This window comes from Synechococcus sp. CS-1333, from assembly GCF_025128015.1.
GTDB lineage: Bacteria > Cyanobacteriota > Cyanobacteriia > PCC-6307 > Cyanobiaceae > MW101C3.
This window is the reverse complement of record NZ_JAHLYO010000020.1, coordinates 1-26,368: the sequence shown is the minus strand read 5'-3', so window position 1 is coordinate 26,368 and position 26,368 is coordinate 1. Positions and strand designations below refer to the sequence as shown.

Sequence of the window (26,368 nt, the reverse complement as noted above, 5' to 3'; positions counted from 1 at the left end):
CGGCCGGATGCTCCAGGGCATCCGGCTTTTTGCTGAGCGCGCCACCGCTGCCATGGACCCTGCCTTCCTCGCCGAACGTCTGGAAGCCGTCCGTCTGACCTTCACCACCCTGGAGCGGCAACTCGCCGATCCGGCGGTGGCCGCCGATCCGGCCCAGCTGCAGCACCTGGCCCGCGAACGGTCACGGCTCGAACCGCTGGTGCTCGATTACGCCTGCTGGAACGAGCTGCGGCGAGAGTGGACCCAGACCCGCCAACTGCTGAAGGAGAGCCGCGGCGACGCTGAACTGGAGCTGATGGCCCAGGAAGAGCTGGCGAGCCTGACGGCCCGGATCGGTGCCACCGAGGAACGCCTCACCCTCGCCTTGCTGCCGAGCGATCCCCGCGATGAGCGCAGCGTGATGCTGGAGATCCGCGCCGGCGCCGGCGGCGACGAAGCCTCGCTCTGGGCCGGGGACCTGGCCCGGATGTACGAACGCCATGCCCAGACGCTCGGCTGGCAGGTGCAGCCCGTCAGCGCGTCTGAAGCCGATCTCGGTGGCTACAAGGAGGTGATCCTCTCGATCCGTGGGGATGGGGTGTACAGCCAGCTGAAGTACGAAGCCGGCGTGCACCGGGTGCAGCGGGTTCCCGCCACCGAGTCGCAGGGGCGGGTGCACACCTCCACCGCCACCGTGGCCGTCATGCCCGAAGCGGATCCAGTGGAAGTGCAGCTTGATCCCAGCGACCTGGAGATCAGCACGGCCCGCTCAGGGGGCGCCGGCGGACAGAACGTCAACAAGGTGGAGACCGCCGTCGATCTCCTCCACAAACCCACCGGCATTCGCGTCTTCTGTACCCAGGAGCGCTCCCAGCTTCAGAACCGGGAGCGGGCTCTGGCGATCCTGCGGGCGAAGCTGCTGGAGCGTGAACTGGCGGCCGCGGCCGCAGCCGAAAGTTCGCAGCGACGGGCCCAGGTCGGCAGCGGCGACCGCAGCGAAAAGATCCGCACCTACAACGTGAAAGACAACCGGGTGACCGATCACCGGCTCGGCCGAAACTTCGCGCTCGAGGCGGTGCTGCAGGGCCAGTTGGGCGAAGTGATCGCAGCCTGCATCGCCGCCGATCAACGCCGGCAACTGGAGCAGCTGGCGGCTGACGCAGCGGCGTGAACACTGATGGGCTGCTTGGCCCATCAGCGGGAGGTCCGTTGTCTGGCGCCGGCTTCAGGCCCCGATCACATACTTGGCCCACTCGCGACGGCCGGAGCGGATCTGGCGTGTGGCCTCGAAGTAGAGGGTGCTCACGGGCCGCCGCGGCACCCTCGCCAGTGGCATGGAGGCCTCGCGCGGGGTGCGGTTGCCCTTGCGAACGTTGCAGCGCAGACAGGCGGTGGTCACGTTTTCCCAGCTGTCGCCCCCTCCTCTGCTGCGGGGGATCACGTGATCGATCGACAGCTGATCGCCCTGATAGCCGCAGTATTGGCAGGAATGGCCGTCGCGCTGAAAGACATTGCGGCGGGTCAGGGGCAGCTCCTTGAAGGGCACGCGCACGAACTGGCGCAGCCGGATCACCGATGGCAGCAGCAGATCGTCCCGCAGGATGCGGCTGCTGTCGTGTTCGAGGCCTTCCGCCTTCCCCTTCAGCACCATCACCGTGGCACGACGCCAGGTCGTGATGTTCAACGGCTCATAGGAGGCGTTCAGTACGAGAACCTGGCTCACGACGCTCTGTCGAGGGGAGGCATGCCAGACCTCCTGCGTGGCGGCATGCTAATGGGAGTTTCTGGTCCTGCTTCAGATCCGCTCCAGGTTCGCTCTACGCGGCTCCCTGCCACGCCCTCGCCCGGATGATTCCCGCTTCCGACGCTCCTTCCTTCCCCTCCGCCACTCCCTCCACCACCGACGCCCCGCTCGCTTGCGGTCTGCATCCCACCCAGCGAGCATGGGTGGAGGTGGATGCTGCGGCAATCCAGCGCAACGCCAGCCGGTTGCAGCGCTTTCTCAGCCCCGGCTGCGCGTTGATGGCCGTTGTCAAGGCCGATGGCTATGGCCATGGCGCCCTGCCCGTGGCGCAGGCGGCGCTGGCCGGCGGTGCCAGCTCACTCGGGGTGGCCACCCTGCAGGAAGGTGTGGATCTGCGGCAGCGGGGAGTTAAGGCACCGATCCTGGTGATGGGCAGTCTGGTGGGCGCCGAAGAGCTTCACAGCTGCCTGCACTGGCAGCTGATGCCCACGATCAGCACGCTGGAGGAGGCCAGCTTGAGCCACCGCCTGGCGGCAGGCACCGGTCGCCGTATGGCGGTGCATCTCAAGCTCGACACCGGCATGGCCCGGCTGGGGGTCGACTGGCGCGTGGGTGCCCAGCTGCTGGAGTCGCTGCATGACCTCGACCACCTGGAGGTGGCCGGGCTGTATTCCCATCTCGCTGATGCCGATGCCCCTGACGCCGGCGGCTCCGATCTGACCCGCCAGCAGCAGGAGCGGTTCGAATGCGTGCTGTGCCAGGCCGCGAACCGCGGGCTGGCCACCGGCCTGCGTCATCTCGCCAACTCCGCCGGCAGCCTGCGCGGGCCTTCCCTCCACTACGACCTGGTGCGGGTCGGCCTGGCCCTCTACGGCCATGCGCCTGCCCCCCATCTGGCCACTCAGGTGCAGCTGGAGCCGGCCATGGGGGTTCGTGCCCGGGTCACCCTGCTGCGCGATGTCCCAGCCGGCGTGGGGGTGAGCTACGGCCACCAATGGCGCGCGCCGCGGCCCAGCCGCCTGGCGGTGGTGGCGATCGGATACGCCGATGGCGTGCCGCGCTCCCTCTCCAGCCGCATGGAGGTGCTGTTCGCGGGCCATCGGCTGCGCCAGGTGGGTGCGATCACCATGGATCAGCTGTTGATCGATGCCACCGACGAACCCGAGCTGCGCGTGGGATCGGTGGTGACGTTGCTGGGCTGCGACGGGGACATTCGCATCGGTCCGGAGCACTGGGCCGCCACCTGCGGCACCATCCCCTGGGAGATCCTCTGCGGCTTCAAGCATCGGTTACCGCGGCTCCGTCCCGAGGAGGCCTGTCACAGGCGCTGATAAGCTTTGCCAGCCCCTGGAGAGGTGGCTGAGTGGTTGAAAGCGGCTCCCTGCTAAGGAGTTACAGGAGGCAACTTCTGTCGAGGGTTCGAATCCCTCCCTCTCCGTTCCCTGGTTCTGCAGCTCCCGCGTTGTTCCTGGCTCACTGAAGCGTGGGCCTGCCTTGGCGCTGGTGGTCAGTGGCGCCCTTTGCATCGGCAGGCCGCACCTCTGGATCCACGGCGCTGGCTTTCAGCAGGCCGGCAGCCAGCTGGGGCAACAGGCGTGCATCCTGCGCCCGCTCGGACCCCTCGCTGAACACCACCAGTAGAAAGGGACGATGGCCCTCCATCTCCACATAGGCAGCATCGTGGCGGGCCTGGCTCATCCAGCCCGCCTTGCTCCAGAGCCGGGCGGACAGCGGCAGCCCTTCACCGAGGAAGCCGTCCACCTGATTCTCCGGATCCGCTGCCCGCAGCGCTGGATCGAGCGGACGCCGCAGCAGCTCGCGCATACGGGCGCTCGCCAGTGGCGATACGAAGGCGCCCGCCATGGCGGCATGCAGCAGGCGGGCAGTGGCATCGCTGCTCAGCCGGTTGCGGTTGGCGCGATCGGGTCCGTAGAACTGGCGCTCCCGCCCGTAAGGGCCATCGCCCCAGGTCTTCTGACAGAGGTTGCAGGCCTCCATCTCGGGCCAGCCCAGGCGGGCGAACCAGCGATTCACCAGCTGACGTTGCGCCATCCAGGCGTCCAGAGCGGCCGGAGGCAGGTCCGGACCGCTGGTGGTGCCGGTCAGCATGTCCACCACATAGCCGGTGGCGTCGTTGCTCGAGTCACGGATCATGTCCGCGAGGGAGCGCCGCAGCTCCGGCGACTCCTCCAGCAACTGGCGCTGCAGCCAGGCTTCCGCCGCCGCCAGATAGAAGAGCTTCACCACGCTGGCGGGGTAGACGGAGCGGCCACCCGCCCAGCTCGCTCCGGCCGGCGGCAGGGCCCAGAACGTCGCCGGATCAAGCCCATCGGCCTGGCCGATCAAGGAGGTCTCGTACCGCAGCCAGGTGACGGCAAGCTGATCGGCAAGACCGGGCCGGGCCTGCCCTTCCAGTTCGCGGAGCCGCTCCTGCAGGATCGTGCCCATGGCCCCATCCGGGCGGTAGAACGCCATCGATGTCAGCCACAGCAATGGTGAGATTAGGCACTCCCGCAGCGGCGGAACTGCTGGTGACAGGCAGCCGCTGGCGCCTGCTGGCCCCGCTGGACGGGTACAGCCGCCCCAGCGGGGCTGGACTCGCCACCCAGGCCGCGGCAGGGCGCTGCCTGGAGGTGCTCCAGGCAGAAACGCCGCCGGAGGGAAGGCTGCGGGTGCGGCTGCTCGAAGACGGCTACGGCTGCTGGCTGGACGCGGGTGAACTGGCTGGCAGAGCGGAAGTGGCAGCCCGTCCGGTGCCGCGGCTGCTGACGGCGGCAGCGATCCAGGCCCGGCTGCCTGAGGTGCTGGCATTCGCGGCCGGCGCTGCCGCCTGCCCCAACCACTACCTCTGGGGAGGCACCACCGGCCCCCACTACGACTGCTCCGGGTTCATCCAGAGCGCGTTTGCCCAGGCGGGGATCTGGATTCCCCGTGACGCCTATCAACAGGAACGGTTCTGCCAGCCGGTGGCGGTGAGCCCCTCCACCTTGACGCTGCTGCGACCGGGGGACCTGATCTTCTTCGGCCGTCCCCAGCGCTGCACCCATGTGGGACTGCACCTGGGCTCCGGGCGCTATCTGCACAGCTCCGGACGCGACCACGGCCGCAACGGTCTGGGCATCGACCAGCTGGCCCCCTGGGACACGCATCCGGTGGCCAGCCACTACCGCCGGGAACTGCGGGACGCCGGCAGGGTGGTCCACTGCCATGACGGCAGCCCACTCCCGTAAGTTGCAGGCTCACCTCTTTCCGCCAGCCCCATGAGCGCGCCCCTTCGGCTGGAGCTCTCGGTGGTGATCCCCCTCTACAACGAGGAAGAAAGCCTGCCGCCGCTGGTGGAGCAGGTGCTGAGCGCCGTGCGTCCCCTGGGGCGGCCCTTCGAACTGGTGCTCGTCGACGACGGCTCCACCGACCGCACCGCCGAGGTGCTGACCGGGCTGGCCGCGCGCGTGCCGGAGCTGGTGGCCGTGCTGCTGCGGCGGAACTACGGCCAGACCGCTGCGATGGCGGCGGGTTTCGATGCCAGCACCGGCGCCATGATCGTGACCCTCGACGGAGACCTACAGAACGATCCGGCCGATATCCCACTGCTGCTGGAGCGGCTGGAGGATGGCTACGACCTGGTGAGCGGCTGGCGGCACCTGCGCAAGGACGCTGCCGTGCAACGGCTGCTGCCGTCGTTGATCGCCAACCGGCTGATCGCGCGGGTGACCGGGGTGCGCCTGCACGATTACGGCTGCTCGCTCAAGGCCTACCGCCGTGAAGTGGTGGCCGACATGAACCTCTACGGCGAGCTGCATCGCTTCCTTCCGGCACTCGCGTTCATCGAGGGCGCCCGGATCGCCGAGGTGAAGGTGAACCACCATCCACGGCGCTTCGGCAGCAGCAAATACGGCATCGATCGCACCTTCCGGGTGCTGATGGATCTGCTCACGGTCTGGTTCATGAAGCGGTTCCTCACCCGTCCCATGCACGTGTTCGGATTCGGGGGGCTGGCCTCCCTGGCGGTGGGCCTACTGATCAGCCTCTATCTGCTGGGCGAGAAGGTTTTCCTCGATGCCGATATCGGCAATCGTCCCCTGCTGCTGGTGGCGGTGCTGGCGATTGTGGCCGGCATCCAGCTGTTCTGCTTTGGGCTGCTGGCGGAGCTGCAGATGCGCACCTATCACGAAAGCCAGGGGCGGCCCATCTACCGGGTGCGGCAGACCCTCAAGGGGCCCCGTGGCGCTGAACTGGCCGCAGCGGTGGGCCCGGCCTGAGCGAGGGTTTGTCCCTGCCGGATTGAACTTTTATGTCGCCCTGTGCAGGCTTCTGAGCCTGGCCGAAAGCGATCCTTACAGTACCGGCGGTTGCTGTATTGGCCCACGCCATGACTGGAGAATTCGTAGCTGCCTGGCTGCCGTCTGTGTTCGTGCCTCTGGTGGGAATCCTCGGTCCTGCTGTCGCCATGGCCCTGCTGTTCAACGTGATCGAAGCCCGCGACTGAACCGGTGCACGGGTCAACGCCCGCCGGTCTTTCGCTTCGCCCGTTCGCCTCCCCTTCGCTCGCTTCATCTCATGACCGTCCACCCCGTCGCCGACCCCACCGTCGGCAACCTGGCCACCCCGATCAACAGCAGCTACTTCACCAAGGCGTTCCTGAACGCGCTGCCCGCCTACCGTCCGGCCTTGTCCCCCAACCGGCGTGGTCTGGAAGTGGGCATGGCCCACGGTTTCTTCCTCTATGGGCCTTTCGCCCTCACCGGGCCGCTGCGTCTCACCGAGTACGCCAGCACCGCCGGCCTGCTGGCCACGATCGGTCTGGTTTCGATCCTCACGGTCTGCCTGTCGATCTACGGCACCGCCGGCACCGGCCCCAACGTGCAGCCCCCCGACGCCACGATCGACAATCCCCCCGCAGACCTCTTCACCAAGGCCGGTTGGGCTGAGTTCGCCAGCGGCTTCTGGCTGGGTGGCTGCGGCGGCGCCGCCTTCGCCTGGTTCCTGGCCGGTACCGCTCTGGTGGCTCCGCTCACCAACCTCGCCGGTGGCGTCTGGAGCGTCAACTGAATGCGCTGAGTCTTCGACGTTCACCTTGAAGCCCCGCCCAGGCGGGGCTTTTTCATGGCCGGAACCAAGGTTGGCAAGAGGCCCACACCGCCTCTGGGGCAGAAGCAGCGGCGCCAGCAGCCGGCGCGGTGCCAAAACGGCTCAGGAGCGGGGGCAGTTTCTGTAAGGATTGGTGAACGACAGGCTTGAGTTGCGGGATCGGATCCATGTCGGTGTCTGATCCGTTTCTGCGCCGGCCGGTGCTCACCCTGGTGGTGACCCTGCTGATCCTGCTGGCCGGGCTGATCAGCCTGCCGGCACTGCAAGTGGAGAACCTGCCGCCGATCGCGCCAATCCGCGTGATCGTCCGGGCCAGTTATCCCGGCGGTGGAGCAACGGTGGTTGAACAGGGTGTCACCACACCTCTGGAGCAGCAGCTCAATGGCCTGGAGCGACTGGAGAGCATCCGCTCCACCAGCTCTGCGAATGGCAGCGCAATCACCCTCACCTTCGATGGCGGTAACGCGGAGCTCAACCAGATCAATGCGCAGAACGAAGCGGCCCTGGTGAACAGGCAGCTGCCGCCCCAGGTGGCCCGTCTGGGGGTTCAGGTACGGCGCAGCTCTGACGATCTGCTGATGGTGCTGAGTTTCAGCGCACAGCGAGGCCTTTATGCACCATCCTTCCTCAGCGGCTGGATCGACCAACAGCTCAAGGACCAGCTGCAGCGAGTGCCGGGTGTCGGCAATGTCACCATCTCCGGTGGAGGGCAGCTCGCCTTCCGCCTCTGGCTCGATCCTGCGGCACTGGAGCAGCGCCAGCTGACGATCAGCGATGTTGAACGGGCAGTGGTCGGCCAGAACGTTCTGGCAGCCCTCGGCCAGGTGGGCGACGCCCCCAGTCCAGCCGGACAGCTGACGACCCTGCCCCTGGAGATGGAGGGCCGCCTGCGCAGCGTGCAGGAACTGGAGTCGCTGGTGGTCAGCCGGTCGGCCAACGGCGGGGTGGTGCTGCTGAGCGACGTAGGACGCGCCAGCCTTGAGCCCGAGAGTTTCGACAACTCCGCCCGGAATCTGGAAGGAAACACCACGGTGGTGGTTCAGATCTTCCAGAGGGACGGCAGCAATGCACTGCAAGTGAGCAAAGCCGTGAATGCGGCACTGGCGGAACTGGCGCCCAGCTTTCCGCCTGGCATCGCCTTGCAGCAGATCGTGGATGTGGCCGACAGCGTTCGAGAAAGCATCGATCTCACCTGGGCGAGTCTGCGGGAGGCGGTGCTGCTCGTCCTTATCGTCCTGCTGCTCTCGCTCGGCAACACGCGGCTGGCCATCGTCACCGCCGTGGCAGTACCGGTGTCCTTGGTCGGAAGCCTCACGATCCTGAGGCTTGCCGGCAGCTCGATCAATACCCTCACGCTGTTCGGCATGGTGCTGGCCACAGGGATCCTTGTGGACGACGCCATCGTGGTGAGCGAGGACATCGGTCGCCGGCTGGAGCTGGGGGAAACGCCGCTGCAGGCTGCGCGGAACGCCATGAACGAACTGGCCGGGGCGGTGATCGCCACGTCGCTGGTGCTCGTTGTGGTGTTTCTGCCGGTGTTGGCGCTGCCCGGCAGTGTTGGCAGGCTCTACCAGCCCATCGCCATCACGATCAGCGCCACGATTCTCATCTCCACGGTCAACGCGCTCACGTTCACGCCTGTAGCAGCGAGCTGGCTCCTCGTTCACGGCTGGAAGGAACCCCACTGGCTGCTGAAGATCCTTGCTCGTCCCCAGCGTTGGCTCGACAGGCTGCGGCGTCACTATGGCGAAGCACTGCAGCATTGCTTCCGCTTGCGCCGGCTGATCCTGGTCGGGCTGGCGGCAGGCCTGGTCCTGGCAGTGTGGGGCCTGGGTCAGTTGCCCACCGCCTTCATTCCCCAAGAGGACGACGGTCAGGTGCGGGGCGTGGTGGTGTTGCCCGGCGGCTCCTCCCTGGAAAGCACCGAGACGGTGCTGGAAAAAGTGAGGCAAATCGTCGTGCAACAAGAGCCTGCCGTCCGCGTGGGCACGTTCAATGCAGGCCGCTCCTTCGGCGACAGTGCCGCGAACCGGGGCACCTTCTTCCTGCGGCTCAAGCCCCAGGCAGAGAGAGGATCAGGCAGGGAGATGAGCAATGAAGCCGTCGCTCGGCGGCTCGGAAGGATTCTGAGAGAACGCCTACCGGAAGCATCTGTGCAAGTCAGCGTTCCCCCTTCCGTGCGGGGCTTCAGCGGCGAAGGAGGCCTGGAGCTGGAGCTCCTTGACATCAGCGGCGGCCGTATGAGCCTGGCAGATTTCGAGCGCGAGGTACGCGATTTCATCGCCGCTGCCAACACCACCGACGCCTTTGAGCGGGTAAGCACCCGCTTCAGCGCCGATTCCCCCCTGCTGCGACTGCGGCCGGATCGACTGCGAATGGCATCGCTCGGGGTTGATCTGGAAACGGTGGTGTCCACCCTGGGAGCCAGCTTCGGCAGCAGCTACGTCAACGACAGCTTCGAGGGCGACCGGGTGCGCCGTGTGGTCGTGCAACTGGATGGCGCAGACCGAAGCACGGCTGAGGACGTGTTGGCCCTGAAAATCCGCAGTGCCGCCGGGGCACTGATACCGCTGCGGGAAATCGTGCAGATGGAGCAAGCAAGTGGTCCGGTGGCGATCAACCACAGCCGCCTGAGACGAGCGATCACCGTTCAGGCTGTGCCCAGGGCAGGAGTCAGCACCGGCCAAGCCATCGCCATGCTGGAGCAGGTGCATCAGGCGCGACCCAACCTGACCACTGACCTCGAATGGGTGGGACTGGCCCGCGAGGAACGCCAGTCAGGCGGAAGGGCCTGGCTGGTGTTTGCATTCGGTGTGGCCGTCATGGCGTTGGTGTTGGCCGCCCTCTACGAGAACTTCATCGATCCTCTGATCATTCTGATCACTGTTCCCCTTGCCTTGGTCGGGGCGGTGGTGGGTCTGGCAAGCAGGGGCAACTTTCTTGATATCTACGCCCAAATGGGGATGTTGGTATTGGTGAGCCTTGCCGCCAAGAACGGCATTCTGATTGTCGAGTTCGCCAACCAAAGGATGGCGGAAGGAAGTGGACTGCAGGAGTCGGTGGAGGAAGCCGCCCTAAGCCGCCTGCGGCCGATCCTGCTCACTGCTCTGGCATCACTGGCCAGCATCCTGCCGCTCTTGCTGGCAGGGGGCAGCGGGGCTGCAGGAAGGGCCAGCATGACCAGCATCAGCACAGTTCTCTTCTACGGCCAGCTGGTAGCAACTGTTCTCACGTTGTTTGTCGTGCCGGTGGTGTACGTCGAAGTGAAGATGCTCGAAGGTCGGCACTGAAGGCATAACCTCGCGAAGCAGGTTTCACCAGTGAGACAGTGAAGCCGGGCCACCCCTTCCATCCCTTGGCCCCACTTCCGCACGGCAGGATTTGGTGCCAAACCCCCAAGACTTCAGCGTGTCGCGAGGGTTACGGGATTGCGATGTCATCGTTGTGTCAGCACCTGCTTCAGCACATGAAAAAACCCCCGGGTATACCCGGGGGTGAAGGAGGATCGTCCCTCGAAGATCAGGCTGGCCGCAGGGTCAGCCGAATTTGCCGGAGGTGGATGCGATCAAGAAGGCTGCGTATGTGAGCACGTAGCCAACGGAGAAGTGCGCCAGACCGACCACACGGGCCTGAACGATCGAGAGAGCGACGGGCTTGTCACGCCAGCCCACCAGGTTGGCGAGCGGGGTGCGCTGGTGTGCCCAGACGATGGTTTCGATCAGCTCCTGCCAGTAACCGCGCCAGGAGATCAGGAACATGAAGCCAGTGGCCCACACCAGGTGACCGAAGAGGAACATCCAGGACCAGACGGCCAGGTTGTTCGACCCGAACGGGTTGTACCCGTTGATCAGCTGGGAGCTGTTGAGCCAGAGGTAGTCGCGGAACCAGCCCATCAGATAGGTGCTGGATTCGTTGAACTGAGCCACGTTGCCCTGCCAGATCGCCAGGTGCTTCCAGTGCCAGTAGAAGGTGACCCAACCCACCGTGTTCAGAGCCCAGAACACCGACAGGTAGAAGGCGTCCCAAGCAGAGATGTCACAGGTGCCGCCACGGCCGGGGCCGTCGCAGGGGAAGGAGTAGCCGAAGTCCTTTTTATCGGGCATCAGCTTGGAACCACGGGCGTCCAGAGCACCTTTGACCAGGATCAAGGTGGTGGTGTGCAGGCCAAGCGCGATGGCATGGTGCACAAGGAAGTCGCCAGGGCCGATGGGCAGAAACACATCGGTGTTGCCGTTGATGGCATCGAGCCAGAAGTGATCACCAGGGATGTTGGCCGAAGCCAGGCTGGCGGCACTGCTGGGGTTCGAGAGCAGCACATCCATTCCGTACATGGCTTTGCCGGAGGCAGCCTGCACGAACTGGGCAAACACGGGCTCCACCAGGATCTGCTTCTCGGGGGTTCCGAACGCCACGACCACGTCGTTGTGGACGTAGAGGCCGAGGGTGTGGAAACCAAGGAACAGGGAGACCCAGCTGAGGTGGCTGATCAGAGCTTCCTTGTGATCAAGCATCCGAGCCAGAACATTGTTCTTGTTGGCTTCGGGGTCGTAATCACGAATGAAGAAGATCGCACCGTGAGCGAAGGCACCGACCATCAGGAAGATGGCGATGTACTGGTGGTGGGTATAGAGAGCAGCCTGCGTCGTGTAGTCCTTGGCGATGAACGCATAGGACGGCATGGCATACATGTGCTGCGCCACCAGGCTCGTGACCACACCCAGCGAAGCCAGGGCCAGGCCGAGCTGGAAGTGGAGCGAGTTGTTGACGGTGTCGTAGAGGCCCTTGTGCCCAGCGCCGAGGTCACCAGGGGTGCCCTTGGGGGGGTTGTGAGCATCAAGGATCTCGCGGATCGAGTGACCGATTCCGAAGTTGGTCCGGTACATGTGACCGGCGATCACGAAGATGCAGCCGATCGCCAGATGGTGATGGGCAATATCCGTGAGCCAGAGCGCCTCAGTCTGGGGGTGGAAGCCGCCAAGGAAGGTGAGGATCGCGGTGCCGGATCCCTCAGCAGTACCGAACACCTGGTTGACGGTGTCGGGGTTCTCGGCATACACACCCCAGTTGCCGGTGAAGAACGGAGCCAGACCGGCGGGGTGGGGCAGCACGTTGAGGAAGTTGTCCCAGCCGACGTGCTGACCGCGGGCTTCGGGAATCGCCACGTGGACCAGGTGACCGGTCCAGGCGATGGAGCTGAAACCGAACAGAACAGCCAGGTGGTGGTTCAGACGGGATTCAGCGTTCTTGAACCAGGCCAGGGAAGGCCGGAACTTGGGCTGAAGGTGAAGCCAGCCAGCGAACAGAGCCCAGGCCGACAGGATCATCATGAAGATGGAACCCTGATAAAGCTCGGCGTTGGTCTTCATTCCGATCGTGTACCACCAGTGGTACAGGCCGGAATAAGCGATGTTCACCGGAGAGGTGGCACCCGCCTGAGTGAAGGCGGTGATGGCCCCTTGGCCGAAGTGAGGATCCCAGATCGCGTGAGCGATGGGACGGACATGCAGCGGATCGGCGACCCACTGCTCGAAGTTGCCCTGCCAGGCGATATGGAACAGGTTGCCGGAAACCCAGAGGCCAATGATGGCCAGATGACCGAAGTGGGTGGAGAAGAGCTTCTGGTAAAGCTTCTCCTCGGTCATCCCGTCATGGCTCTCGAAGTCGTGAGCCGTGGCGATGCCGTACCAGATACGGCGGGTCGTCGGGTCCTGTGCCAGACCCTGGCTGAACGAAGGAAATTTCGTTGCCATTGGGAAAGGTCAGGTGTGAGGTCAGCCGACCGCGATGAGTCGGGACAGGAAGAAGGCCCAGGTGGTAGCGATACCGCCCAGAAGGTAGTGAGCAACGCCCACGGCACGACCCTGAGTGATGCTCAGAGCACGTGGCTGGATGGCCGGAGCCACTTTCAGCTTGTTGTGAGCCCAGACGATGGACTCAATCAGCTCTTGCCAGTAGCCGCGGCCGCTGAACAGGAACATCAGGCTGAAAGCCCAGACGAAGTGAGCACCCAGGAACATCAGGCCATAAGCACTGGAAGAGGTGCCGTAGCTGTTGATGACCTGAGCGGCCTGCGCCCAGAGGAAATCGCGCAACCAGCCATTGATGGTGATGGCGCTCTGAGCGAAGTTGCCATTGGTGATGTGCTGAACGCTGCCGTCCGCATTCACCGTGCCCCACACATCGCTCTGCATCTTCCAGCTGAAGTGGAAGATCACGATCGAGATGGAGTTGTACATCCAGAAGAGGCCGAGGAACACATGGTCCCAAGCCGAAACCTGGCAGGTACCGCCACGGCCGGGGCCGTCGCAGGGGAAGCGGAAGCCCAGGTTCGCCTTATCGGGGATGAGCCTGGAGCTGCGGCTGTAAAGCACACCCTTCAGCAGGATCAGCACGGTGACGTGGATCGTGAAGGCGTGGATGTGGTGGACCATGAAGTCGGCCGTTCCCAGGGGGATCGGGCCGGCAGCCACCTTGCCACCCACAGCAACAACAGCGCCATTGAACACTTCGCTCACACCGGCCAGCGCGTTGGGCGCAGTGGTGCCGGCTGCAGCGGCGTGCAGGCCCTGAATCCATTGAGCGAAGATGGGCTTCAGCTGAATGGCGGTGTCACTGAACATGTCCTGGGGACGGCCCAGGGCACGCATGGTGTCGTTGTGGATATAGAGGCCGAAGCTGTGGAAGCCAAGCCAGATGCACACCCAGTTGAGGTGGCTGATCAGGGCATCACGAGCTTTCAGAACCCGGTCAAGCACGTTATCGATGTGCTGGGCAGGGTCGTAGTCGCGGATCAGGGCAATGGCAGCGTGAGCGCCAGCACCCACCACCAGGAATCCGCCGATCCACATGTGATGCGTGAACAGCGAGAGCTGGGTGGCGTAGTCGATGCCGATGTAGGGATAGGGGGGCATCGAATACATGTGGTGCGCCACGATGATCGTGAGCGAACCGAACAGCGCGAGGTTGACTGCCAGCTGGGCATGCCAGGAGGTGGTCATGAACTCGAACAGGCCGTCGTGACCCTTGGGTGCGGGGAACAGCAGGGGATCGCCCTTCTGACCCTCAAGGATCTCCTTGATGCTGTGGCCGATGCCCCAGTTGGTGCGGTACTGGTGGCCGGCAACGATGAACAGGACAGCGATCGCCAGGTGGTGATGCGCGATGTCGGTCATCCAGAGGCTGCCCGTAACGGGATTCAACCCACCTTTGAAGGTGAGGAAATCGCTGTAGGCGGCCCAGTTGCCCGTGAAGAAGGCGGAAAGGCCCGCTCCGAAACCGGGGAACAGCTGAGCGATCAGGTCCTGGTTGAGGAATTCGTGGGGGAGGGGAATGTCCGCCACCGAGGCGATGGTCTTGCCATTGAGCACCAGCGGCTTGCCGGCATCCATGGCATCCATCAGGGCCGTGGTCGGCAGGGACACGTGCAGGAGGTGACCCGTCCAGGACAGGGACCCCAGCCCGAGCAGACCGGCCAGATGGTGGTTGAGCATCGACTCAACGTTCTGGAACCACTCCAGCTTGGGGGCTGCCTTGTGGTAGTGGAAGACACCGGCGTTGAGCATCAGACCGGCCATCACCAGGGCGCCGATTGCCGTGCAGAGCAACTGGAACTCACTGGTGAAACCCCAGGCTCTCCACACGTGGAAAAGACCTGAGGTGATCTGGATGCCGTGGAAGCCGGCGCCCACATCGGCGTTGAGAATTTCCTGGCCGAAAATGGGCCAGACCACCTGAGCACTCGGTTTGACGTGCAGGGGGTCGGCCAGCCAGCCGGTGTAGTTGGAGAAGCGGGCACCGTGATAGAAGGCGCCGCTCAGCCAGATGAAGATGACGGCCAGATGGCCGAAGTGAGCGCTGAAGATCTTCCGGGAGACCTCTTCAAGGTCGCTCGTGTGGCTGTCGAAATCGTGAGCGTTGGCGTGGAGGTTCCAAACCCAGGTGGTGGTTTTGGGACCTTTGGCGAGGGTGCGATCGAAGTGCCCGGGCTTACCGAGAACATCGAAGTCGACGGGAACGGGGTTCCGGTCAACCATGGCCTTCGCCGTTTTCCCACGCTCTGGTGGGCTGATGGTCATCGAGACGTTCCTCGAGGGACGGGGTCGAGGTGGAGGTGGAGGTCCACCGCTCCGGCCGGGTGCAGGCACCTGGCCGGCGGGCCGAACAGCACCGCGGATCGGAATCCGCCATGCCGTTGACTCCAGAGGGCAGGGGCGTGGCGAAAGCCAAAACCCGTTGCCACGACTGGGGCAAGGGCCCCGATGAGGGGACCGCTGGCGAGAGTATAGGGGCGAGCTTCTGGCCGTTTGCCGAGGAAGTAACAAAGGTTCAATCCCCTGGCTCTCCTGTCTGGGACTGGGCTCTCCCGCCCGATTCTTGTCATTGAAATGCCGGGGATAAGCCCCCATTTGTTATCCGGCAATTCCGGATGTTGGAGCGTTGATTCAAGTCCTCAGTGCGGCATCGATTCTGCGCTCACCAATGGGCCAGCAGAATGCCCAGGCCGTCGTCAGGGCAGGAGCAAGGAGATGGTCATGGCGAGCCTGCCTGCCCGGAAGCTGCCGCACTTGCGGGGTTCACGCGCCTTGGGGCGGACCATCAGCGCCGGCCTGCTGTGCCTCAGCGTGTTGCTCAGCGGAGGCTGGGGCTGGAGAAACGCCGGCTCACCTCCGCCTACCGCTGCACCGGCTCCGCTTGCCAGCGGCACCGTGCGCGAAGTCGCGCCGCCCCGCCCGACTGAGCAACTCAAGGAGGTGCTCAGCGCCCATCGCCCGCAGCTGACGATCGTTGCGCCAGCGCCGGACACCGTTCTTCCCGCCGACCCCTGGACCCTGGAGCTGCGTGTGTCTGACTGGCCGCTGGCGGGGACCAACCCAGGCGCTCCCGGCACCCATCTGGTGGTGCAGCGCGACCAGGAGACACCGATCCGGGTCGGTGCGATGCCTGCCAGCCGCAGCGATGAGGACTCCGCCGATCCGCGCACAGTGAAGGTGCCGATGGAGCCGCTCACCCCGGGGAGCCATCGGATCAGCGTCTACGCCGCCTACCCCTGGGGTGAAGCGGTGAAAGCGCCCGGCGCCAGCACCCAGATCCGGTTGCACCGCGCCGCCACCAACACCCTGGGGGTGCCACAACCCGCCAGCCCCCAGCTGATTCCGGCCATTCCTTTCGACCTGATCCAGGCAGAACCGGTGCTGATCGACTGGCTGCTGTTCGATGCCCCCCTGCAACACCTGCGCGACGGCGACGACAGCTGGCGGTTGCGGATCACCCTCAACGGCGACAGCTTCCTGGTGGACCGTCAGACCCCGATCTGGCTGAAGGGACTGACCAGCGGGGAAAACGCCATCCAGCTGGAACTGCTTGATGGGAGGGGCGACCCGCTCAATGCACCCTTCAACTCCCTGGTGACGGCGGTGACACTTACGGCTGGGGCTCCATCGCGCTGGCCCTCCACTCCCCTCAATGACGCTGAGCTGAAGCGGGCCCTGCTGGGCGGAGCGGTCGGAACCTCCCCAGCAGAGCCTGCGCCGCCCAATCCGCCGGCGCCACCAGGGAAGCCATTTCCACTGGGGCAGTCATCTGCTTCTGGGCAATCGTCTGCTCCTGGGCCGCAGGATCCGAGCGACAGCTCGGGCGCCAGCGCCAGAAATGCGGAGGAGGAAGCAGAGGCGGAGGAGCTGGAACCTGCCACCCTCGCCGCTCCTTCTGCCACTGCTGCGCTCTCCGCTGCCGGCCTGGCAGACGGGGAACAGGTGGGGGAAGCATCCATCGCCGAGAAGGACGCCCCCCCACCTGAGCCTGAGCTCGAGAGCCAACCTGAACGTCAGGCCAAAGCCGAAATCGAAACTCAGCTCAAAACGGGTAACGAACCTCGGCCCGAAATCGAACCAGAACACGAGCCGGAAGACCCGCCAGCTCTTAGCGATGGGATTGTCTCCATCCCTGGTGCACCTAGCGAAAGCAATGCCGACGACGGACCGACAGCCGGCCCGTCCGCCGATGCGGGCGAATCGCCGGCGATCGTGCGTGCCAGGTTCGGCGCATGAACGACCCCACGCCTGACGCCCTGCCCTTGCCCTGCCGGGGACTCAGCCTCAGTCCTGCCGGCCTGCCCCTGCTTCAGCGGCTGCACCAGGCCGGACTTGTGCAGGACATCGCCAGCCCCGAGGAAGCCGGCGGCACCTATCTGACGCGGCAGTGGGGCAACAGCCGCTCCTTCGTGGCCGTGGGTGCCTGCGGCGCCATCACCCGGCTGATCGCACCACTGCTGCAGGGCAAACGCCAGGATCCGGCGGTGGTGGTGGTGGACCCGGCCGGACGCTTCGCCATCCCGCTGCTGGGCGGCCATGGCGCCGGGGCAGAGCGTCTGAGCCAGCAGGTGGCGGCCCTGCTGGGCGGCCAGGCCGTGCTGACAGGCGCCAGCAGCGGCAGCGGCCGCCTTGCTCTCGATTGCTTCGGCACCGCGTGGGGATGGCGGCGCGGCAGCGGTGACTGGGACAGCCTGATGCAGGCAGCGGCCAGGGGGGAGCAGCCACTGGTGCAGCAGACCAGCGGCTCACCCCTCTGGCGCGAGCTTGAAGCGACCCAGCCGCTAAGCGGCGTGCCCGACCCGGCAGCTCCTGTGCTGGTGATCAGCGATCAACTGGGCACGGGCTGTCGCTGGCACCCTCCCAGCCTCTGGCTGGGGGTGGGCTGCGAGCGCGGCACGAGCTTCACTCTGCTGGAGCGGGCGGTGCTGGCTGCGCTGCAGGAGGCTGGGTTGGCGCCGGAGGCCGTCGCCGGCCTCTGCAGCGCCGACCGCAAAGGGGATGAGCCGGCACTGCTGGCGCTGGCCGCTGAGCGCCAGTGGCCGCTGCGGCTGTTCAGTGCCGCCGAGCTCGCCGTGGTGCCGGTGCCGACCCCTTCGGCGGCCGTGGCGCGGGAGATGGGCACGGCCAGCGTGGCGGAGGCGGCAGCGCTGCTGGCCGCCGGACCCGGGGGCTGCCTGCGCCAGGCCAAACGCATCGAACGCTGCCGCAGCGACGAACGCGGGGCCGCCACGGTGGCGGTCGCGGCCGCCGCCGAGCAGTGGGCGCCGCAACGGGGCCGGCTGCATCTGATCGGCAGCGGGCCTGGCGAGCTGGCGCTGCTCACTCCCGATGCCCGTGCCGCACTGGCGGCGAGCACGGTCTGGGTGGGCTACGGCCTGTACCTCGACCTGCTGGAACCACTGCGTCGGCCTGATCAGCTGCGCTGCGACGGCCAGCTCACCCTGGAGCGGGAACGGTGCCGCCAGGCGCTGGAGCTGGCGGCGCAAGGCCTGACGGTGGCACTGGTGTCATCGGGCGACAGTGGCATCTATGGCATGGCCGGGCTGGCGCTGGAGCTGTGGCTGGCCCTGCCGGCCGAGGCCCGACCCGGCTTCACGGTGCACCCGGGCATTTCCGCGCTGCAGCTGGCGGCCGCCCGCGCCGGAGCCCCGTTGATGCACGATTTCTGCACCATCAGCCTGAGCGATCGGCTCACGCCATGGGAGACGATCGAAACCCGCCTGCGCGGGGCAGCTGCGGGGGATTTCGTGGTGGCCCTCTACAACCCGCGGTCGCGCGGACGCGACTGGCAACTGGCCCGGGCCTGCGCCCTTCTGCTCGAACAGCGGGGTGGCGACACGCCGGTGGCCCTGGCCCGGCAGCTGGGGCGGCAGGACGAGCAGGTGAGCCTGCACCGATTGGCGGACCTGCCGGTGGCGGAGGTGGACATGCTCACGCTGGTGCTGATCGGCAACAGCACCACACGGATTCAGGACGGTCGCATGGTGACCCCCCGCGGTTACCCCGGGGCTGATCTGGCCTGAGCCACGGTGTTCCGGGTCCACGACGGTGACGATGCACCGAAATCAGCGGATGCCTTGAAGATGAAAGTCGGGATGACAGGATTCGAACCTGCGGCCCCTTCGTCCCGAACGAAGTGCGCTACCAAGCTGCGCTACATCCCGATGGGGAGAGGATAGGCGATCGCCGCTCCGGGGCCCCTAAATTCATGGGCTGTTCAGGCGTGGGTCCGTGTCGCAGCTCAAACCCGACTGGCTGCGCGTCAAAGCCCCGCAACGGGAGCGCATCGGCGCGGTTGCCGACCTGTTGGTCGACCTGAAGCTGAACACGGTCTGCCAGGAAGCCAGTTGCCCCAACATCGGCGAGTGCTTCGCCGGTGGCACGGCCACGTTCTTGATCATGGGGCCGGGTTGCACCCGCGCCTGCCCTTACTGCGACATCGATTTCGACCGAAGCGTGCGGGCACTGGATCCCACCGAACCGGCACGCCTGGGCGAGGCCGTGGCGCGGCTGGGTCTGCAGCATGTGGTGATCACGTCGGTGAACCGCGACGACCTCGACGACGGGGGCGCCAGCCAGTTTGTGGCCTGCATCGCCGCCGTGCGTGAGCGCTCCCCCGGCACCACCATCGAGCTGTTGATCCCCGACCTCTGCGGCAACTGGGAGGCCCTGGCCGCCGTCATGGCAGGTAAGCCCGAGGTGTTGAACCACAACATCGAAACGGTGCCGCGTCTGTACCGGCAGGTGCGTCCTCAGGGGGTGTACAGCCGCTCGCTGGAACTCCTGGCGCGGGTTCACGACCAATGGCCAGCCACCTACACCAAATCGGGCCTGATGGTGGGTCTGGGCGAAACCGACGCCGAAGTGCTCGACGTGCTCGCCGACCTGCGCCAGAACCACGTTGACATCGTGACGATCGGCCAATACCTCTCTCCAGGGCCGAAACACCTGGCCGTTCAGCGTTTCGTGGAGCCTGCCACCTTTGCAGCCTTCCGCCAGCAGGGGGAAGGGGAGCTGGGATTCCTGCAGGTGGTGAGCTCACCGCTCACCCGCAGCAGCTACCACGCCGGGGAGGTAAGGCGCCTGATGCGGGAACATCCACGCGGCGACGCCAACCTCGGCAAGGAAACGGGGGCTGGCGGCACAGCACAGCCCCTGGTGGCAACGCTGAGCTAGTTGGGGTCCTAGGCGGGCACCGTGACGCGGCCCTCAGCCAGGCCGACGGTGGCCAGCTCACTGGGGGGAACAAGCACCTTGAAGCGGGGACGCCACTGAGGCCAGTTGGCAAGCACCTCTGCAGCCCGGCGGCTGCCGGTGAGCTCGAGATGGGTCTCTAGCAGTGGCTTGAGCAGTTGCTCCTGCTCGGGGGTGTCCAGCGGAACCATTGAGACGATCTCCGGGTTGAGCCGGGCGGCGAGTCCGTCGTGCTCGTCGAGCAGGAACGCGACACCACCGGTCATCCCGGCGGCCACGTTGCGGCCGGTGCTGCCGAGAATCACCACCACGCCTCCGGTCATGTATTCGCAGGCGTGATCGCCGCTGCCTTCGACCACAGCGACCGCACCGCTGTTGCGCACGGCGAAGCGCTCGCCCGCCCGGCCCAGCGCAAACAACTCGCCGCCGGTGGCGCCATAGAGGCAGGTGTTGCCCAAGATCACCTGGGCGCCGGGATCGGCCGCGCCGGCAGGGGGCACCACCACGAGCCGCCCGCCGTTGATGCCCTTGCCGACGTAATCGTTGGCCTCGCCCACCAGGGTGAGCTGCATGCCGCGCAGCAGGAAGGCACCAAAGCTTTGGCCGGCCCCGCCCTGAAAGCGGAGATCGAGCAGACCGTTGAACCCCTTGTTGCCGTGAAGCGCGGCGATTTCGCCTGCAACCCGCGCTCCCACACTGCGGTCGGTGGTGAGGATTCGCAGCTGGCGCTGGATCTTGCCATGGCCTTCGATCGCCGCCAGCACTTCAGCGTCCTCCAAGAGGCTGTCTTCGAGGATGGGGCCATTGCCGTGGGCGGCCGCCTCATGCTGCAGCCAGGAACGGTCGCCGGCGTGGGGAACCTTATCCAGCAGGCAGGAGAGATCCACCGAGCTGGTCTTGACCAGCTGCACCGACCGGCGCTGGAGCAGGTCGTTGCGGCCGATCAGGTCCTCCAGCCGCGCCACGCCCAGCACGCTGAGCAACTGGCGCACTTCCTCGGCCACGTAGGCGAAGAAGTTCACCACGTGTTCGGGGATGCCGGTGAAGCGCTTGCGCAACGCCTCCTTCTGGCTGGCCACACCCACGGGGCAATTGTTGGTGTGGCAGACGCGGGCCATGATGCAGCCCTCGGCAATCATAGCCACCGAGCCGAAGCCGAATTCCTCGGCACCGAGCAGGGCGGCCATCACCACGTCCCAACCGGTCTTGAGGCCGCCGTCGGCACGCAGCAGCACCCGGTCGCGCAGGCCGTTGGCCAGCAGGCTGCGGTGCACTTCCGACAGACCCAGCTCCCAGGGGCTGCCGGCGTGCTTGATCGAACTGAGCGGCGAGGCACCTGTGCCTCCGTCGTGGCCGGAGATCTGGATCACATCGGCATTGGCCTTGGCCACACCGGCGGCGATCGTGCCGATGCCGATCTCAGACACGAGCTTCACCGACACCTTCGCGGCCGGATGGACCTGGTGAAGGTCGTGGATCAGCTGGGCCAGATCCTCGATGGAATAGATGTCGTGGTGCGGCGGCGGTGAGATCAGGGCAACGCCGGGTTTGCTGTTACGCAGCCAGGCGATGTAAGCATCCACCTTGGGGCCGGGCAGTTGGCCGCCCTCGCCGGGCTTGGCTCCCTGGGCCACCTTGATCTCCAGCTGGGTGCCGCTGCGCAGATACTCCGGCGTGACGCCGAAGCGGCCGGAAGCGATCTGCTTGATGGCGGAGCAGGCTGTGTCGCCGTTGCGCAGGCCACCGATGGTGGGGAGGGTGGGGGAATGGCCGCCGGCGTCGACGTCGTGGAGCGGGTGATAGCGGGCGGGATCCTCGCCCCCTTCACCGCTGTTGCTCTTGCCGCCGATGCGGTTCATCGCCACCGCCAGCACTTCGTGGGCCTCACGCGAGAGGGCCCCGAGGCTCATGCCACCGGTGCAGAAACGGGAGCAGATGCTTTCGGCGCTCTCCACCTGATCAAGGGGCAGCGGCTGGGGGGCGGGGGTGAGCTCAAGCAGGTCGCGCAGGGAGGTGACCGGACGGTTCTCCAGCAGAGTGCGGTAGGTGGAGAAGTGGTCGTAGCCGGGGCCCGCTGCCACGGCGGCATGGAGGGCCTTGGCCATCTCCGGGCTGTTGAGATGGAATTCGCCGCCGGTGCGGTATTGAACGAAGCCCATGAACTCCAGTTTGGTGCGATGGAGTTCGGGGAAGGCCTTGGCGTGGAAGGTGAGGGTTTCGCTCGCGAGATCCGCCAGGGTGAGGCCCGCCACCCGGCTGGTGGTGCCTCGGAATGCCAGCTCGATCAGGTCGGCGCCGATGCCGATCGCCTCAAAGATCTGAGCCCCGTGATAGCTGGCCAGCATCGAGATGCCGATCTTGGAGAGGATCTTGCGAAGGCCGGCTTCCAGGGCCTGGCGCACATTCGCCTGGGCCGCAGCGGCATCAATGGCGGGCAGCCGACCCCGCTCGATCAGAGAGATGGTCTTGGGCAGCTGCAGCCAGTGGCGCGTGGTTTCCCAGGTGAGCCAGGGGCACACTGCACTGGCACCGAAGCCGATCAGGCAGGCCAGGTGATGGGTGCTCCAGCACTGAGCGGTGTCCACCACTAGAGAGCAATGCAGCCGCAGGCCCAGACCCAGCAGGTGGTGGTGCACCGCACCCACGGCCAGCAGAGGCGGGATATAGGAGGTTGTGGGCGAAAGACCGGATCCGCAGCGGTCGGAGAGCACCAGGATTTCGGCCTGGTTGCGCACGGCCTGCTCCGCCTCCTGGCAGAGCCTCTGCAGCGCGTCGCCGAGGCCGGCCGGCCCCGCTTCCACCGGCAACAGGGTGGAGAGGGTGATGGTGGCCAGGCCCTGCTCCGGCAGTGCCTTGAGCTCGGCCTCATTGAGCAGCGGCGACTGCAGATGCAGCACCGAGGCAGAACCGGGCTCGGGCCGCAGCGGTGAGCCCCGGCGGCCGAGGTGCATCTCCAGGCTCATCACCAACTCTTCGCGCAGGGGATCGATCGGCGGGTTGGTGACCTGGGCGAAGCGTTGCTTGAAGTAGTCGTAAAGGAGGTGGGGCTTGGAGGACAGCACCGCCAGGGGGATGTCGTCGCCCATGCAATACGTGGGCTCCTTGCCCTGGCCAGCCATGTCCTCGATCACCAGATCGAAGTCTTCGGCGGTGAAGCCGAAAGCGGTCTGGTGCTGCAGCAGGTCGAGGGCCCCCAGGCTCGTCTCGGTGATCCAGGGCCGGCTGTCGAGCGAGCGGCGGTGCTCCAGCAGCCAGGCGCCGTAGGGATGGCGGGCCGCCACTTCCTCCTTCACCTGCCAGTTGCGCAACAGGCGGCCCTGCTCGAGATCGACGGCGAGCATCTGACCGGGGCCGAGGCGGCCCTTTTCGATGATGCGGCTTTCGTCGATCTCCAGGACGCCGGTTTCCGATCCCATCGCCACCAGGCCGTCGCTGGTGATGCAGTAGCGGGCGGGGCGCAGACCGTTGCGATCGAGCGTGGCACCCACGCTGCGGCCATCGCTGAACACCAGCAGGGCCGGGCCATCCCAGGGTTCCTGCAGACAGGCTGAGTAGTCATAGAAGGCCTGGATCGCTGGCCGTGATTCCAGCTCCGGTTGCTGCCGGAACGCCTCGGGCACGAGCGTGAGCAGGCTGTCGGTGATCGGCCGACCGCTGCGCACCATGAGCTCGAGCATGGCGTCGAGGTTGGCGGAATCGCTGAAGGCGGCGTTGACCACCGGCTTGAGGTCGTTGGCGGCGTCGCCCCAGATCGCATCGAGGTGCGACTGGGCAGCGTGAGCCCAGTTGATGTTGCCCAGCAGGGTGTTGATCTCACCGTTGTGACCCAGCAGCCGCATCGGCTGCGCCAGGGGCCAGCGCGGCAACGTGTTGGTGCTGAAGCGGCGGTGGTATACGGCGAAGCTCACCGCGAAGCGGGGGTCGCGCAGGTCGGCGTAGAACGCCGGCAACACCTCGGAGCGCACCATGCCCTTGTAGACGACCGTGCGGCTGCTGAAGGAGGCGAAGTAGAGATCGCTGGGGCCGGGGCCCCAGGCTTCCCGCACCAGATCCCCGACGCGGCGGCGGCAGCGGAAGAGCAGGGCTTCAAGAGCATCGCCAGCCACCTCGCCTTCCACGAGCCACTGCTCGATCGCGGGGGCGGTCTGGCGGGCCAGTGGGCCGAGCACCTCAGGCGCTACAGGCACCTCACGCCAGCCGATGCTGCGCAGGCCCAGGCCGGCGGCCGCCTGCTCACAGAAGGCGCGTGCCACGGCTCGGCGCTCCGCCTCGGCGGGCAGGAACAGCATCGCCAGACCGCGGGGCCGACCCTGTTCGCTGCGGGCGGCGGGCCAGACCGCTTCCAGGTAGGGCCAGGGGATGCCACAGAGGATGCCGGCGCCATCCCCGGAATCGCCGTCTCCACCGCAGCCACCGCGGTGCTCCATGCAGTGGAGACCATGCAGGGCCTGGGCGAGCAGAGCATGGCTCGCCTCGCCGCTGAGCTGGGCCAGAAAGCCAACGCCGCAGGCATCGCGCTCGCCCGCCACGGCCTCAGGCGCCGGACTGTCGCAATGGGGCCAGACGGGACGGGAGAAGTGAGGCATAACCCAGGAGAGACCTGCGGTGACCGGCGGCAAACCCGAACTGCGGGATTGACCGCTCCTTGAGGAAGGGGAACTCTAGAGACAGGCCCACGGGGTTAGCGTTCACCACCAACGGAAGCTGGCCTGATGCCGAGGCCTTGGCCATTGCCGCTGTTCCGCCGTCGTGCCAGGCGGGAAGCCGTTGCTGGGTCTGGCGCTATCCAGGTGAGCGGCGGCCTGAGGCGTGTGCTGCTGCTGGGCAGCGCGTTCGTCAGCGGCAGCCTTTGCGCCGCACCGCTGCTCGTCGCTCCGGGCGCTGGGGCGCAGAACCGGTGGCCGCCGCCCGTTCCGCCGCCCCCGGCCCTCGAACCTCAGCGCCTGCCGCACCGGTTCGGCACAGCATCCACCGCTGAGACCGGCCAGCGCCTGGAGATCAACGGCCGCCGGCAGACGGCTCGCTGGGAGCAGCGGGGCTCCGCCAGCCGGGGGGATCTGGAGCTGTGGCTGCCCCTGGAAGTGCTGGAGGGCCAGCTGGGCTTCACCAGCCGCTCGTCCACACAGGGAGGTCTGGAACTCGAGTGGTTCGGCCGCACGCTGCTGGTGCCTGCCGGGGCTCAGCGCAGCCTCGACGACGAGGTGGCCGTGGATGTGAGCCGCCTGCTGCTGGATGCCGGCGTGAGCTGGCAGCGGCAGGAGCGGGGCACCCTGCGGCTGGAACTGCCGGCGGCCACGCTGGAGCAGATCCGGGTGTCCTCGCCGGGGGCGATCGCCAGCTCGGGCGTGCGGCGTGTGGTGCTCGATCTCAGCGGCCCAGCGTTCGTGCGACGCGAGGCTGGCGAACTGCAGATGGCGCTGCGCAGCACCCCGGCCCAGCTGGCCCAGCTGCAATCCCTCGGCCTGCAGGCGCGCCCCGGCAGCGACGGCCTGACGATCGCCTTGCCGGCCAGCGGACCTGGGGCCGTGCTCACCCTGGGCGGGCCGGCCCGCGTGGTGCTTGATCTGACCGGTGCAGCTCCAGGTCCGGTGCGCGCCACCGCGCCAAGCACCGCCCAGCTGCAGGCCCTGCTCAACAAGGGCATCACCGTGGAGCGGCAGGTGCGCACTCTAGGCAACCGACGCATGCTGGTGAACAGCGTGCGGCTCGATCCCCGCCGCAGCCCTGTGGAGCTGCGCCTGCTCACCAGCGCCGAGGGGATGGAAGGCCTCACCTCCCTTCCTCAGCTGGCAGGGCAGGAACAGGCCCTGGTGGCCATCAACGGCGGGTTCTTCAACCGGGTGCGGCGTCTGCCCCTGGGAGCCCTCAAAGACGACGGGCGCTGGCTTTCAGGACCGATCCTCAACCGGGGGGCCGTGGGCTGGCAGGACGGCGCCGTACCGCAGTTCGGCTGGCTGAGCCTCACGGAATGGGTGAGTGACGGCAGCGGCCAGCGCCTGCCGGTGATGGCCCTCAACAGTGGCTATGTGCAGCGAGGCCTGGCGCGCTACACCGCTGAATGGGGGCGAAGCTATCGGGCGATCAGCGGTGGGGAAACGGCCCTGCTGATCAACGGCAGCGTGGTGCGGCAGCAGTTCAACAGTGCCCAGCTGGAACAGGGCATCGCGCTTGGCCCCGAGGACGTGCTGCTGGTGGGGCGGGGCGGGGTTGTGCCGCCGTGGGACGTGGGCAGCCGGTTGAGCCTGAGCAGCCAGCCGACCCATACGCTCGGCCAGAGCCGCTCGGTGCTCGGGGGTGGTCCGCTGCTGCTGCTGAACGGGCGCACCGTGCTCAATGGCAGCGCCGAAGGCTTCAGCGCCGCTTTCCTGCAGCAGGGGGCGCCCCGCACGGTGATCGCCAGCGATGGCTCTCAGATCTGGCTCCTCACCCTCCAGGGGGTCGAGCATGCGGGGCCCACCCTGCGGGAAACGGCCCAGCTGCTGCAGCAGCTGGGCCGTTTCCCGCAGGGTGGGCCCCGCATGCTCGACCCCCTGGAGGGTGAGGAGCCAGATCT

The 26,368-nt window shown here is 66.5% G+C and carries 15 protein-coding genes, 2 tRNA genes and 1 pseudogene; 12 read left to right on the top strand and 6 right to left on the bottom strand.

The window, feature by feature from the left end; all coding sequences use genetic code 11:
- Nucleotides 1–52: 52 nt before the first annotated feature.
- Nucleotides 53–1,150 carry a peptide chain release factor 1 gene (gene prfA, locus KQ303_RS08965; protein ID WP_094514424.1) on the top strand — a complete coding sequence of 366 codons (1,098 nt, stop codon included), beginning with the start codon at nt 53–55 and terminating at the stop codon, nt 1,148–1,150.
- A 54-nt stretch (nt 1,151–1,204) separates the two neighbouring features.
- On the opposite strand, the gene KQ303_RS08960 is transcribed toward prfA, so the two are convergent.
- Nucleotides 1,205–1,702, bottom strand: a complete 498-nt coding sequence (locus KQ303_RS08960) for an HNH endonuclease (protein WP_094514316.1) — start codon at nt 1,700–1,702, stop codon at nt 1,205–1,207.
- Between the two features lie 125 nt (nt 1,703–1,827).
- Here KQ303_RS08960 and alr point away from each other — a divergent pair, with 125 nt between their 5' ends.
- On the top strand, nt 1,828–3,054 hold the full coding sequence (alr, locus tag KQ303_RS08955) for an alanine racemase (RefSeq protein WP_259730029.1): 1,227 nt from the start codon (nt 1,828–1,830) through the stop codon (nt 3,052–3,054).
- Between the two features lie 18 nt (nt 3,055–3,072).
- A tRNA-Ser gene (locus tag KQ303_RS08950) sits at nt 3,073–3,161 on the top strand.
- Between the two features lie 35 nt (nt 3,162–3,196).
- On the opposite strand, the gene KQ303_RS08945 is transcribed toward KQ303_RS08950, so the two are convergent.
- Nucleotides 3,197–4,198, bottom strand: a complete 1,002-nt coding sequence (locus KQ303_RS08945) for a class A beta-lactamase-related serine hydrolase (protein ID WP_259730028.1) — start codon at nt 4,196–4,198, stop codon at nt 3,197–3,199.
- Nucleotides 4,199–4,200: 2 nt separating this feature from the next.
- Here KQ303_RS08945 and KQ303_RS08940 point away from each other — a divergent pair, with 2 nt between their 5' ends.
- The 5 genes from KQ303_RS08940 (at nt 4,201) to KQ303_RS08920 (ending at nt 10,101) form a co-directional block, all read left to right on the top strand.
- Complete coding sequence (locus KQ303_RS08940; protein WP_399233321.1) at nt 4,201–4,953, top strand: NlpC/P60 family protein; 753 nt, start codon at nt 4,201–4,203, stop codon at nt 4,951–4,953.
- Nucleotides 4,954–4,983: 30 nt separating this feature from the next.
- Complete coding sequence (locus KQ303_RS08935; protein ID WP_259730027.1) at nt 4,984–5,982, top strand: glycosyltransferase family 2 protein; 999 nt, start codon at nt 4,984–4,986, stop codon at nt 5,980–5,982.
- Between the two features lie 110 nt (nt 5,983–6,092).
- Nucleotides 6,093–6,209 carry a photosystem I reaction center subunit VIII gene (locus KQ303_RS08930; protein ID WP_094514330.1) on the top strand — a complete coding sequence of 39 codons (117 nt, stop codon included), beginning with the start codon at nt 6,093–6,095 and terminating at the stop codon, nt 6,207–6,209.
- 71 nt (nt 6,210–6,280) lie between these two features.
- Nucleotides 6,281–6,772 carry a photosystem I reaction center subunit XI gene (locus KQ303_RS08925; protein WP_094514333.1) on the top strand — a complete coding sequence of 164 codons (492 nt, stop codon included), beginning with the start codon at nt 6,281–6,283 and terminating at the stop codon, nt 6,770–6,772.
- Nucleotides 6,773–6,978: 206 nt separating this feature from the next.
- Complete coding sequence (locus KQ303_RS08920) at nt 6,979–10,101, top strand: efflux RND transporter permease subunit (RefSeq protein ID WP_259730026.1); 3,123 nt, start codon at nt 6,979–6,981, stop codon at nt 10,099–10,101.
- Nucleotides 10,102–10,347: 246 nt separating this feature from the next.
- Here KQ303_RS08920 and psaB read toward each other — a convergent pair whose 3' ends face one another.
- Nucleotides 10,348–12,561, bottom strand: coding sequence for a photosystem I core protein PsaB (gene psaB / locus KQ303_RS08915; protein ID WP_094514338.1), 2,214 nt, complete (start codon nt 12,559–12,561; stop codon nt 10,348–10,350).
- Between the two features lie 21 nt (nt 12,562–12,582).
- Nucleotides 12,583–14,886 (bottom strand): photosystem I core protein PsaA, encoded by a 2,304-nt coding sequence (gene psaA, locus KQ303_RS08910; protein ID WP_094514341.1) that lies wholly within the window; start codon nt 14,884–14,886, stop codon nt 12,583–12,585.
- A 507-nt stretch (nt 14,887–15,393) separates the two neighbouring features.
- Between psaA and KQ303_RS08905 the strand changes: the two genes are divergently transcribed.
- Nucleotides 15,394–16,857 carry a hypothetical protein gene (locus tag KQ303_RS08905; RefSeq protein WP_259730025.1) on the top strand — a complete coding sequence of 488 codons (1,464 nt, stop codon included), beginning with the start codon at nt 15,394–15,396 and terminating at the stop codon, nt 16,855–16,857.
- Nucleotides 16,854–18,644, top strand: a complete 1,791-nt coding sequence (gene cobJ / locus KQ303_RS08900) for a precorrin-3B C(17)-methyltransferase (RefSeq protein WP_259730024.1) — start codon at nt 16,854–16,856, stop codon at nt 18,642–18,644. The genes KQ303_RS08905 and cobJ overlap by 4 nt, the downstream gene beginning before the upstream one ends.
- 67 nt (nt 18,645–18,711) lie before the next feature.
- On the opposite strand, the gene KQ303_RS08895 is transcribed toward cobJ, so the two are convergent.
- Nucleotides 18,712–18,785: transfer RNA gene (locus KQ303_RS08895), tRNA-Pro, on the bottom strand.
- A gap of 67 nt (nt 18,786–18,852) precedes the next feature.
- Here KQ303_RS08895 and lipA point away from each other — a divergent pair.
- A pseudogene (gene lipA, locus KQ303_RS08890) lies at nt 18,853–19,725 on the top strand (lipoyl synthase); the annotation flags it as partial.
- Between the two features lie 80 nt (nt 19,726–19,805).
- Here the strand turns inward: lipA and gltB are convergent.
- Nucleotides 19,806–24,401: a glutamate synthase large subunit gene (gltB, locus tag KQ303_RS08885; protein WP_259730023.1), complete on the bottom strand. Its 4,596-nt coding sequence runs from the start codon at nt 24,399–24,401 to the stop codon at nt 19,806–19,808.
- Between the two features lie 126 nt (nt 24,402–24,527).
- Between gltB and KQ303_RS08880 the strand changes: the two genes are divergently transcribed.
- Nucleotides 24,528–26,368, top strand: a 1,841-nt coding sequence (locus tag KQ303_RS08880; RefSeq protein ID WP_259730022.1) for a phosphodiester glycosidase family protein, incomplete at its 3' end; no start/stop codon positions are given.

Coding starts and splice junctions, on each gene's coding strand:
- prfA (WP_094514424.1), top strand. CDS start 53: ATGGACCCTGCCTTCCTCGCCGAACGTCTGGAAGCCGTCCGTCTGACC.
- alr (WP_259730029.1), top strand. CDS start 1,828: ATGATTCCCGCTTCCGACGCTCCTTCCTTCCCCTCCGCCACTCCCTCC.
- KQ303_RS08945 (WP_259730028.1), bottom strand. CDS start 4,198: ATGGCGTTCTACCGCCCGGATGGGGCCATGGGCACGATCCTGCAGGAG.
- KQ303_RS08940 (WP_399233321.1), top strand. CDS start 4,201: ATGTCAGCCACAGCAATGGTGAGATTAGGCACTCCCGCAGCGGCGGAA.
- KQ303_RS08935 (WP_259730027.1), top strand. CDS start 4,984: ATGAGCGCGCCCCTTCGGCTGGAGCTCTCGGTGGTGATCCCCCTCTAC.
- KQ303_RS08930 (WP_094514330.1), top strand. CDS start 6,093: ATGACTGGAGAATTCGTAGCTGCCTGGCTGCCGTCTGTGTTCGTGCCT.
- KQ303_RS08925 (WP_094514333.1), top strand. CDS start 6,281: ATGACCGTCCACCCCGTCGCCGACCCCACCGTCGGCAACCTGGCCACC.
- KQ303_RS08920 (WP_259730026.1), top strand. CDS start 6,979: ATGTCGGTGTCTGATCCGTTTCTGCGCCGGCCGGTGCTCACCCTGGTG.
- psaB (WP_094514338.1), bottom strand. CDS start 12,561: ATGGCAACGAAATTTCCTTCGTTCAGCCAGGGTCTGGCACAGGACCCG.
- psaA (WP_094514341.1), bottom strand. CDS start 14,886: ATGACCATCAGCCCACCAGAGCGTGGGAAAACGGCGAAGGCCATGGTT.
- cobJ (WP_259730024.1), top strand. CDS start 16,854: ATGAACGACCCCACGCCTGACGCCCTGCCCTTGCCCTGCCGGGGACTC.
- gltB (WP_259730023.1), bottom strand. CDS start 24,401: ATGCCTCACTTCTCCCGTCCCGTCTGGCCCCATTGCGACAGTCCGGCG.